Consider the following 11,925-nt stretch of genomic DNA (forward strand, 5'->3'; position numbering starts at 1 on the left):
ATAGACTTTTAATACATATTTTGATAATATCTCTTGAATTATTATTTCAATTAATTAAAATAATAAACATATTATTTACAAAAAAGGAGAAAGTTTTATGAATTTACTTGGTCTAATAGTTGAATATAACCCATTTCATAATGGCCATCTATATCATTTAAATGAATCAAAAAAATTAACAAATGCTACACACACGATAGCCGTAATGAGCGGAAATTTTATGCAAAGAGGTACTCCTGCACTTTTGGATAAATTTACTAGAGCTGAAATAGCAGTCAAAAATGGAGTTGATTTAGTTGTGGAATTACCAACTTTATATTCATGCCAAAGCGCGGAAATTTTTTCCCATGGCGGAATAACTTTACTAAACTCACTAAATTGTGTAAATTCTGTTTGTTTTGGAAGTGAAATCGGAAATATAGATATATTATATATAATTGCCAAAATCTTAATAGATGAACCACCTACATTTAAAAATAAACTAAAAAGTTATTTAGGAGAGGGACTTCCATTCCCAAAAGCTAGAGCATCTGCTTTATTTGATTATATAAGCGAAAATAAATTATACGATACTTCAAAAGAAACTTTGCTAGAAATATTAAATTCACCTAATAATATTTTGGGAATCGAGTACATAAAAAGCATATTAAAATTAAATAGCAATATTAAACCATACACTATAAATAGAGTTAATTCTGGATACAATAGTTTAAATATAAATAACTCAATTTGTTCGGCTTCAGCTATTAGAAATGCCTTAAAAACAGATAGTTTGGAAACTATAAACTACACTATGCCAAAACCAACTTATGATTTAATAAACGATACTGTTAATTCCGGTGTAAACCTTGTATATAACGATGATTTTTATCAAATTCTTTCATCGATAATTTTAAGAGATAAAGATAATCTAACAGATTATTTTGAAGTTAATGAAGGTATAGAAAATAAAATTTATAATTCTATCTTTAAATGCCAAAATATTGAAGAATTGCAAAACGAAATAAAATCAAAAAGATATACTATGACAAAAATTTCTAGAACATTAAACAATATAATGTTAGGCATAAAAAGAGATGATATTCTAAAAACTAAAGATTTAAAAGAAATGCCTTATGTCAGAGTTTTAGCATTTAATGATAAAGGCTGTGAAATTCTAAAAGAGATAAAGAAAAACTCTGAAATAGAAGTTATTACAAAGTTTTCAAAAATAAAACATATAGATTCAGACATATTTAACACTTTAATAAACTACGATATTAAAGCTACTAATATGTATAGTTTAATATATAACAAGTCCTTATTAAAAGGGCCTATGGATTATATAACTTCACCAAAATATATAAAATAATATAAAATTCGCTTCGCTCATGGCGCCAACGAATCGAAGATTCCGTTGCTTAAAATTTGCTTCGCTCATGGCGCCAACGAATCGGAGATTCCGTTGCTTAAAATTTGCTTCGCTCATGGCGCCAACGAATCAAAGATTCCGTTGCTTAAAATTTGCTTCGCTCATGGCGCCAACGAATCAAAGATTCCGTTGCTTAAAATTTGCTTCGCTCATGGCGCCAACGAATCAAAGATTCCGTTGCTTAAAATTTGCTTCGCTCATGGCGCCAACGAATCAAAGATTCCGTTGCTTAAGTTAATAAGTTGGAAATTATAAATTATACACAAATCATATAATGTATAATTTCCTTAAAATAAAAAAATAACTCCCTTTAATTAGAATTTTTTACTTATATCTAATTTAAAGGGAGTTATTTTTATTTTAGTTTTATAATTTAATATATTTGATTTGATATAATTAACTATTATTTTTTAAATATATTATTTACCTATAAACATTTGTGTCCAGTAAATTGTACCATTAGCACCTTTGTATATACCTACACCTAGTTCAGTAAAGTTAGAGTTTAATATATTTGCTCTATGTCCTGAAGAATTCATCCAATCTGTCATAACTTCACTAGGAGTTCTTTGACCCATAGCTATATTTTCTCCTGCAGCTTTATAACTTATATTAAAAGTTTTCATCATGTCAAATGGAGAACCATAAGTTGGTGAAGTATGATCAAAATAATTTTTGTCATTCATATCTTTAGATTTTAATGTTGCTACTCTTGATAACTCTTTGTTTAAAGTAAGAGGTTTTAATCCTTGTGCTGCTCTTTCTTTATTAACTAAATTTAATACTTCTACTTGTTCTTTTGAAAAATCACTTGTATTTGTAGAGTTATTATTATTTTGATTATTATTTTCTATATTTCCACCTTGGTTATTGTTATTTTCTTGATTGTTGTTATTGTTGCCTTGGTTTTGGTCATTTCCACTTCCTGGCTTATTTTCAGTTTGTCCTTGATTTTGGTTGTTATTACCTGGTTTATTGTTTTCTATATTTCCATTTTGATTATTTCCGTTATTTTGTTGGTTGTTATTATTTTGGTTTCCATTTGTTGTATTATCATCTTTATCTGAAGATTCATCGTTATCTATACTAGGAAATTTATTAGTACAATTATTATGATTAAACCATTTTAAACTATCTAATATAGACATACCTGTAAAGTTAAAGTTTAATTTTTTACCATTTACACATATATAAACTTTTCCTGTTGATTGTATAGGATTTATATTTTTAACTGACATTGCGTTTGAAAATCCTACACTAGATGCAGTCATTAAAACTGTTGCTCCTACGATTGCCATTCTTTTTAATTTTTTATTCATATAAAACACCTCATTCTATTTATTTTATTTTCTAATTTTGTTACCATTTTGTAACCTTATATTTGTGATAGCCCCTTGTGCCTATTCATAGTACCATAGAAATTTATAATTTATTCATGTCAATTTATGTAAGTATAAATTTTATAAAATTTTTATGGCCTATATAAATTTTGATTTTTTTAATTTTATTTTTTATCGATTTACTTTAATCCCTTGAAAATAGCTAATCTAAATTAAAATTATTTCATTTTTTATCATTTAAATTTTTATAGATAAAGGCAAATTAATTCCTCTATGTTCCTTAATGCCTTACAATTTCTTAATCTACCTTAACTTGTTATAAATTGATATTTTAACCCAAATAACTAAATATATATAATTATTATAAATTAATAAGAGAGCCTACATCGTGCAGACTCTCTTACTTTCATAAGTTTTATTTGTAAATTTATTATTATTTTTAGTTTACTTTATATAATTTTCCTGGATTTAATATGTGTTTAGGGTCAAAAGCAGTTTTTATTCCTTTTAATAAATTTATATAAGTTTCATTTTTAGATTCTACAAAATATAAACTCTTTGCATAACCTATTCCATGTTCTCCAGAAACTTCACCATCTAATTCCCTAGCTTTTGCAAACATTAAATCAAATGCTTTACCAAGTCTTTCATGCCATGTTTTATCGTCTAAATCATCTTTATGTGGGTAAACGTGTAAGTTACCATCACCAGCATGGCCAAAGCTTTTTATTCTAAGACCTACTTCTGGTTGTATATCATGAGTAAATCTAACGAATTCTGCTACTTTATCTCTTGGAACAACAACGTCACATTCATCTATTTCACTACTAGCTTTGAATGCTTCTAAGAATGCTCCTCTTGCAGACCAAATTGATTCATTTCTTTCATCTGTATCTGCTATTAACACATCATATGCTCCACATTCTAAGCAAAGTTTAGCTACGTTTTCGTATTCTCTTTCTATTTCTTCTGTTGAGTTACCATCAAATTTTAATAATAAGTAAGCATTTGATGAGTTATCTGGGAATTTTTTACCTAAAAACTCTTCAGCACCTATTATAGCTTCTCTTTCCATAAATTCTATAGCAGTTGGTATAGATTTTGATTTTATTATTTTAGGCACAGTATCTATAGCAAGAGCTAAATCAGGGAAAGGTATTAATAAACTTATTGCTTTTTTAGGTAGTGGAAGTAATTTTAATATAGCTTTAGTTACTATAGCAAGTTGTCCTTCTGAACCTACTACTAAGTCTTTTATTGAATATCCAGAAGAGTTTTTAACTACTTTACCACCAACATTTATTACTTCTCCATTTGGAAGTACACATTCAAGACCTCTTACATAATCTCTTGTAACACCGTATTTTACAGCTCTCATACCACCTGCATTAGTATTTATATTACCACCTATAGCAGCACTTTTTTCACCTGGGTCTGGTGGGTAAAATAAATCATGATCTTCTACATATTGTGCTATTGTCATCAATAATACACCTGGTTCAACTGTCAATGTTAAGTTTTCTTCGTCTAATTCTAATATTTTATCCATTTTAGTAAGACATAGCATTATACCTCCATAAAGGGCAACAGACGCCCCAGAAAGCCCAGTACCTTGTCCTCTAGGTGTTACTGGTATATTATTTTCATAAGCATATTTCATTATCTTTGAAACTTGTTCTGTAGTATGAACAAATACTAATACTTCAGGATATTTTATTTCACCTGCTAATTCATCATGAGCATAGTCTTCGTTTATATCACTTCCTACTACTACGTCTTCTTTATCTAAAATAGTTAGTAAAAAATCTATATCATTTTGATCTATTTTTTTGTACATTTTAATTCCCCCCTATTCTGCCATTTGTGCTACTTTTTGTTTATTTTCATTTTTCATTGCTTTTATTTTTTCAGTAAGCTTAGGTATTATTTCATATATATCCCCTATAATACCTAAGTGTGCAACGTCAAATATAGGTGCTTTTTCATCTTGGTTTATAGCGATTATATAGTCAGAGCCTTTCATACCTGCTACAAATTGTACTGCTCCTGATACACCACAAGTTATTATTAATTTTGGTTTTACTGTTCTACCACTAAGACCTATTTGTTTCTTAGGGTCTACCCATCCACATTCTATAGTCGGTCTAGTTCCTGCGATTTGTGCTCCAAGTACATCTGCTAATTCATTTAGCATCTTTAAATCTTCTTCTTTTTTAAATGCTCTTGATGCTACAACTATTACTTCTGCTTCTTCTATCCCAACTACTTTATTTTTTATTTTAGTTTCAAGCACTTTTATATTAGAAGTTAATTTTTCTTTTTCTACTGAACATAAAGTAATTTTTCCTGTAGGTTCTTCTACTTTTTCTGGTATATTAAATATTTTATATCTAACTGTTGCAAATTGTGGTCTACTGTTTGGAGTGTTTATATGAGCCATTATATTACCGCCAAATGCTGGTCTTATTTGGTCTAAATCTGTATTTTCTTGTATATCAAGTATTGTGCAGTCTGCTGTAAGTCCTGTTCTAAAACGAGCTGCAAGTCTTGGTGCAAGTGATCTACCTAATGTAGTACCTCCAACTAACATTATAGAAGGTTTGTTGTTATTTATATAATCTTCTAATGCTGCACTGTAAGGTTCTATTCTAAATTTATCATATTCTTCAGAATCGTATACAAATACTTCATCTACTCCATAATCAAGTAATTGTCCGCATTTATCTTTTATATTATTTCCTACAAATACGCAGTTTACTGGATGGTTTATTTTTGCTGCAAGTTCGCGCGCTTTTCCTATTAATTCATAAGTGACTGGATGTATTTCTCCATCATTATGATCAACATAAACTGTTATACCTCTCCACTCATCTTTATTTATTAAAACTACTTCATCTTCTTCAAATATAAATGCCCCTTTTGGTCCTTTTTTGACACACATTTTACACATTTTACATGCCGCATTTATTTCTATTTTTCCGTCTACTTCTTCCATTGCATCAAATGGACATATTTGTAAGACTTCTTCTATATTATCTATTTTATCTTGATTGATTACTATCTTTGCCATTTTATATCCCCCTCAAACTAAAGTATTTTTAAATCTACTATTTTATTAAATAATGTTTCAGTAAGTTCTTCACAATCCCCACGAACTATATCTTTATCAGTATTTGGTTCTGGTGGGAAGATTCTTATTACTTGTGTTGCTGAACCATTAAGTCCATAGTGTTTTTCATCAGTATCATCCATATCTTTTAATGTTATCATCGGTATTTCATTATCTTTAGTTGCCATTTTTAATTTAAAAGATGGAAGTCTTGGTTGGAATATATCTTTTTCAACTGTTATTAAACATGGATAACTTATTTCACATACTTCTAAAGTTGTTGGAAGATCAGTTTCAACTACTATTGATTTTTCCCCTATCTCAATTATTTTAGTTACATTTGTAACATGTGGTATATTTAAAAATTCAGCTATTTCTGGTCCAACTTGAGCAGTATCACCGTCAGTTGTTTGTTTACCACATATTATTAAGTCTGGATTTCCTATTTTGTGTATACCTTGTGCCAAAGTATAAGCTGTTGCTAAAACGTCAGCACCACCAAATTTTCTATCACTTACTATAGCTCCATCATCAACACCCATTGAAAAACTTTCACTTATTACTTTTTTTGCTTGTGGTGGTCCCATTGTTATTGTTTTAAGAGTTGCATTGTTTTCTTTTTTTATTCTTAGTGCTGTTTCAAGAGCAAATAAATCATAAGGATTCATTTTTGAATCTACACCATCTCTTTTTAATACTCCTGTAACTGGATCTACTTCAACTTCTGATGTTCCAGGAACTTGTTTAACACATACTACTATTTCCATATTCTACCCCTCCATTTATTTAACTATTACAGAAACACCATCTGGTATTACGACTACTTTTGCATCATTGCCTTTTATTTCATATGCCATTTTTAATGCTTCATCGAAGTTATACGCGTGTTTCATATGCATATTTTTTATCATTTGTGGGTCACACATATCTGTAACCATGATTACTGTATATTTTTCTAGAATTCTCGCTAGTATTTGAAATTCCCACTGGTCAGGTACTGTCTCACCCTTATCTACGCTTCTTACTCTATTAAGTATTTCAGTTGGCGAAGATGCATTTGCAATATTATCATAAAAAGATTGACCTCCATGACCATCATTACAAGCGGCAATCATTATAATTACTCCACCTTCTTTACATGTAGCTTCTGCTGCTGTCATCCCCTTGACAGCTTGATATATATTTTGATCCAGTGGATATCCACCATTTGTACTTATTGCTATATCAGCAGGAGTTGCATCTATTTTTGATAATTCTGTTACAAAATCGCACCCTACTTTATGAGCTTCTTCAACATCACCTGCAAAAGATGCTATTACTTTTTTATCTTGATCTATAACAACATTTACTATAAATGCTAGATTTGCTTTTTTTGCTGCATATACCATATCTTTATGTATTGGATTATCTGTAAGTATTCCTGTTCTAGCATTTTTGCTGTCTATAAACTCACTACAGTGGTTATACATTATAGTCTTTGCTGATGCTATTCCAGGAAGTATGCTCTTTCTTCCTCCAGAAAATCCTGCAAAGAAATGTGGTTCTATAAATCCCTCTGCTATTAATAAATCAGCCTCAAATGCTACTTTATTTAGATAAAAATCTCCCCCAGATGGCAATACACCTGCTTTTACCATTTGTGAATCATCAGTTGATATATGCATCACTATTTCTTCGTTTTCAACTATTTCTTCACCCATTTTAAATATCAACTCTTCTTTTGTTGTAGGTCTGTGAAATCCATTAGCTATTAATATTTTTATTTTAGCTTCTTTATTTACACTTCTTATTCTTCTAAGAATTATAGGCATTGTAACTTTACTTGGAACAGGTCTAGTATGGTCACTTGTAATTATTACAATGTTCTTTTTTCCAATTGCTAATTCTTCTAATTTTTTAGAGCCAATTGGATTATCCATAGAATCTTCTACTAATTGAGATTCACTTTTTTCTGGCTTAAAGTCGTGTGCCTTTGATGTCAAAACTTTTAAAAGATTTTTATCTTCTATATTTAAATCCATGCCGTCTTTTGAATAAGGTACATGTATCTTTGCCATTTTCCTTCCCCCTAAATCTATATATTTTTATATTTATTTAAAACAAATTAAATTTATTTTCAAGTGAGTTTTATACTATTTTTAAGATCTTTACTAAAATAATGTCAATATCCCTCCACCGAAGTAAACAATAAGTCCTAGTATTACGACATATCCTAAACAATATTTAACTGTTGTTGAAAGTATCTTCCCTTCACTGCCTATAAGGCCAGTAGCTGAAGTAGCTATTGCGATACTTTGTGGCGAAATCATCTTTCCTGCAGTAGCTCCAGCCGTATTAGCAGCTGCTATCCAATAAGGATCAATTGATAGTGATTTGGCTGCTTCTGTTTGCAATGCACCAAATAATATATTAGCTGATGTATCACTGCCTGTAACAAATGTTCCTATTGCCCCTAATAGTGGTGATATTAATGGATAGAAACTACCTGTTATTGCACATAGACCAAAAGATATTGAACTTGTCATCCCACTATGTGACATTATCTTTGATATTGCAACTATTGACATTATTGTTATAAATGAAGTTTTAAGCTGTATAATAGTTCTTTTTAATACGTCTAACATATATGTAAATTTTAATTTTTGAATTAAGCCTGCTATAAATGTGGCTATTAATATCATCATACCTGGAGTATTTATCCATGAAAATGCTGTTGTTGAAGTTGAATCCCCAGTATAAATATGTATATTACTACTTGCTTTTGCTAAAAATGCATTTATACTTGGAACTAAAGGACTTGCTAAAAGTATTAACACACAAAGAAGTATATATGGTAACCATGCTAATATACCTTGTTTTAATTCTATTTTATCTTCTTGTTTTGTTTGTACTTTTTCTTTATTCATTAATTTTGCACATATAATTGTACATGCCATTGAACATATACTTGCTACTAATGCTGGTAAATCTGCACCTAAATATTTTGCTATTATTATCTGCGGTACAGCAAACGTTATCCCTGAGATTAATGTTATTCCGACTACTCCCTTTAATGCTTTAATACTCTTTTCTGTAAGTATTACAAGCAAAAACGGAATTAATATTATAAATCCTGCTAATTGAATTGATGTAACATAACTTAGATGAACTACTTCAAGTCCTGTCACTGTTGCTAGTGTAGTTACTGGTATTCCAAGTGCTCCAAATGCTGTTGGAACTGTATTGGCCAATAAACATATCACCGCTGCAAAAATTGGGTTAAATCCTAATGATGCTAATATACTTGCTGGTATAGCAACTGCTGTTCCGTATCCTGCAACAGCTTCCAAAAATCCTCCAAATCCCCATGCTAATATTAAAACTTGGATTCTTTTATCAGTTGTTATACTCGAAAGCATTGTCTTTATTACGTCCATTGTTTTTGTTTCAACTGCCAAATTGTAAGTAAATAATGCTGCTACTATTACTAAAAGTATTGGCCAAAGTGCTATTGCCATCCCTTCTACTGTAGCTGTGATTCCATCAATAAACTTCATCCTCCAGCATATCATTGCAATTATTAATGTCAATATTACTGTGAAAGAACAAGTTTTGTGAGCTGGCATCTTTAATACTCCTAAAGATATAATAAGCCATAAAACCGGAATCATTGCGATTGCAAACAACATGTAATCATTATTCATTAAATTTTTCCCCCTTATTTTAACTGGTCATGCCAGTGGTGGTATGTGGTATTACCACTTACACTTAAATGGTAGTATAATCTTTTTTATAAATCAATAATTGTTTATTTATTAACACCATTTAAAATATAAAATTTTTTTTGAAAATAAAAAATAAATTATACTACCAATTCATAAGATTTATTACTTTTATTTATAAATAAGGCTTTTATACTATTACAATGTGTTTTTTATTACATATTCCATATGTTCCCTCATAGCCTCCGATGCCATGTGTTCGTCTTTTTTGATAATAGCTTCACAAATTCGTTTATGCTGATTTAATAAATTTGCACTACCCTTACTTGCATCATATGAAATTATTTTATATCTAGCATCCTCTATAAATTTTTCAAATAAATTTGATGTTGTTATAAATAGACTTTCAATTAAATAATTTTTACTTATGCTCGATAATAAGTTGTGAAAGTTTTTGTCTAGTTCAACTAAAACCTCTGTTTTATTTTTATTTAAAGTTTCTTCCTCCATCTTTTGAACTATATCTAAAAGTTCTCTACAATCTAACTCTGTAGCTCTTAATGCCGATAATCTAGCACATTCTATTTCCAAAACATTTCTCAGTTCGAAAATATCACTCCAGCTACCTTCATTTAATTTAAACATCATTGAAAGAGGTTGCAATAATGATTTTTCTATATTAGAACATATAAAATTGCCCTCTCCTTGTCTACTTTCAACTACACCCATAGTTTCTAGAACTCTAAGAGCCTCTCTTATAGATGTTCTACTCACCCCCATAGTTTCAGAAAGATCTCTCTCTGAAGGAAGTTTATCCCCTTTTTTAAAAGTTCCATCCATTATATTATCTTGGATTTGTTCTATTACTTGCTCATAAACCTTCTTATTCGAAATATTACTAAACATTGTTCATACCCTCTCTATTCATATAGTATAATTATAATTTTTTTACATAAATATGGCAAATTATTTGTTGTGCATAAATAAAATGATGTGGATATTCATATTTTTAAAATTTAAAAAATATCATTATTAATAAGAAAATCCCAAAAGTAAGGTGAAGATATGAAATTAAAAAAACTAATAACTTTTTTTGCACCAAAACTGGTAATTTGTCTTATTATTTTAGGTATAGTATTAGCTCCTAAATCAGCTATAAAAGCAGCTACAGGGGGTATTTCTATTTGGTTAAATATATTAATGCCTTCGTTATTGCCATTTATAATTGGTGCTAACTTAATTGTATCCTTGAAAATCGTCGATATACTTGGAATCTTAATTAATCCCCTAACTCAAAAAATATTTAATGTAAGCGGTCGCTCTGGGTTAATTTTTGCAATTTCGATGGTATCTGGATATCCTGTGGGTTCAAAATTTGCAAGTGAACTTAGGCAACAAAATAAAATTTCTAAATATGAAGGACAGAGATTAGTATCATTTTGCTCTACATCTGGTCCTCTATTTATTATCGGTAGTGTCGGAACAGGTATGTTAAAAAATCCTCATTTAGGTTATATAATGCTTTTATGCCACTATCTAGCTTCTTTGGCTGTAGGAATAATATTTAGAAATTACGGTAAAGAAAAAAGAGATAAAACAAAAAATACTATTTTAAAAGATATAAATAATATAATATATGATGATACAAAATCCGATGGATTTTTTGTATTATTTGGCAAAGCTGTTGTCGATGGTGTGAATACATTGCTTGCTATAGGTGGATTTGTAATTATGTTTTCTGTGTTTTTCGAAGTCCTAAAATTTTTTAAAGTAATAGATTTTATAGCATACTTTGTCTGTATTATATTATCACCATTTAATATTACTCCTGATATAGTTTCAGCTTTTCTAAGCGGGTTATTTGAAATGACTATAGGATGTAATAATTTAAGTCAAATAAGTAATATATCTTTTACTCTTTTAGTTCCACTTTGCAGCTTTTTAGTTGCTTTTAGTGGTTTATCTATTTTGGCTCAATGCTCTAGCTTCATAGCCAAAACTGATATAAAAGTCAATTTGTACATATTCGCTAAGTTCTTACATGGACTTTTTGCTGGTATTTTTACATATGTATTTTTAATTTTAAACAAATCCTCATTAGTTCCTACTTTCTTTACAAACAATAATAGTTATACATATTATGATCTTTATATTGATAATTTTACACCATTTCTCATAGCTATATTATTGATATATTTATTTGCCCGTCTTAAAGATTTATCGTCTTAAATAAAAGAAACTATGAAAAATCATCCTTTCATAGTTTCTTTTACTTTTATTATAATATTTTATTTATTTTCAACTTTTATTCTTTTTAGTATTCCTATAATAACACCTAATCCAGTTGAATCAATATAATCTAGA

The 11,925-nt window shown here is 29.3% G+C and carries 9 protein-coding genes; 2 read left to right on the forward strand and 7 right to left on the reverse strand.

The genetic code is table 11. From position 1 onward, the window contains the following. Positions 1-97: 97 nt before the first annotated feature. Positions 98-1,351 carry a nucleotidyltransferase gene (locus I4U58_RS08935; RefSeq protein ID WP_195930952.1) on the forward strand — a complete coding sequence of 418 codons (1,254 nt, stop codon included), beginning with the start codon at positions 98-100 and terminating at the stop codon, positions 1,349-1,351. Positions 1,352-1,830: 479 nt separating this feature from the next. Here I4U58_RS08935 and I4U58_RS08940 read toward each other — a convergent pair whose 3' ends face one another. From I4U58_RS08940 to I4U58_RS08970, 7 genes are all read right to left on the reverse strand, one after another. Next, positions 1,831-2,730: a CAP domain-containing protein gene (locus I4U58_RS08940; protein WP_243269594.1), complete on the reverse strand. Its 900-nt coding sequence runs from the start codon at positions 2,728-2,730 to the stop codon at positions 1,831-1,833. A gap of 460 nt (positions 2,731-3,190) precedes the next feature. After that, a complete protein-coding gene (locus tag I4U58_RS08945; protein ID WP_195930953.1) occupies positions 3,191-4,588 on the reverse strand; it encodes an FAD-linked oxidase C-terminal domain-containing protein in 1,398 nt (465 codons plus the stop codon). A gap of 12 nt (positions 4,589-4,600) precedes the next feature. After that, on the reverse strand, positions 4,601-5,821 hold the full coding sequence (locus I4U58_RS08950) for an electron transfer flavoprotein subunit alpha/FixB family protein (RefSeq protein ID WP_195930954.1): 1,221 nt from the start codon (positions 5,819-5,821) through the stop codon (positions 4,601-4,603). 17 nt (positions 5,822-5,838) lie between these two features. After that, positions 5,839-6,627: an electron transfer flavoprotein subunit beta/FixA family protein gene (locus tag I4U58_RS08955; RefSeq protein WP_195930955.1), complete on the reverse strand. Its 789-nt coding sequence runs from the start codon at positions 6,625-6,627 to the stop codon at positions 5,839-5,841. 15 nt (positions 6,628-6,642) lie between these two features. Next, a complete protein-coding gene (gene larA / locus I4U58_RS08960; RefSeq protein ID WP_195930956.1) occupies positions 6,643-7,917 on the reverse strand; it encodes a nickel-dependent lactate racemase in 1,275 nt (424 codons plus the stop codon). Positions 7,918-8,010: 93 nt separating this feature from the next. After that, positions 8,011-9,543, reverse strand: a complete 1,533-nt coding sequence (locus I4U58_RS08965) for an L-lactate permease (RefSeq protein WP_195930957.1) — start codon at positions 9,541-9,543, stop codon at positions 8,011-8,013. A 216-nt stretch (positions 9,544-9,759) separates the two neighbouring features. Then, positions 9,760-10,467 (reverse strand): FadR/GntR family transcriptional regulator, encoded by a 708-nt coding sequence (locus I4U58_RS08970; protein ID WP_195930958.1) that lies wholly within the window; start codon positions 10,465-10,467, stop codon positions 9,760-9,762. Positions 10,468-10,626: 159 nt separating this feature from the next. On the opposite strand from I4U58_RS08970, the gene ylbJ reads away from it, so the two are divergent. Continuing rightward, complete coding sequence (gene ylbJ, locus I4U58_RS08975; RefSeq protein WP_195930959.1) at positions 10,627-11,790, forward strand: sporulation integral membrane protein YlbJ; 1,164 nt, start codon at positions 10,627-10,629, stop codon at positions 11,788-11,790. Positions 11,791-11,925: the final 135 nt, after the last annotated feature.

Source organism: Clostridium sp. 1001270J_160509_D11, assembly GCF_015667935.1.
Classification (GTDB): domain Bacteria; phylum Bacillota; class Clostridia; order Peptostreptococcales; family Peptostreptococcaceae; genus Intestinibacter.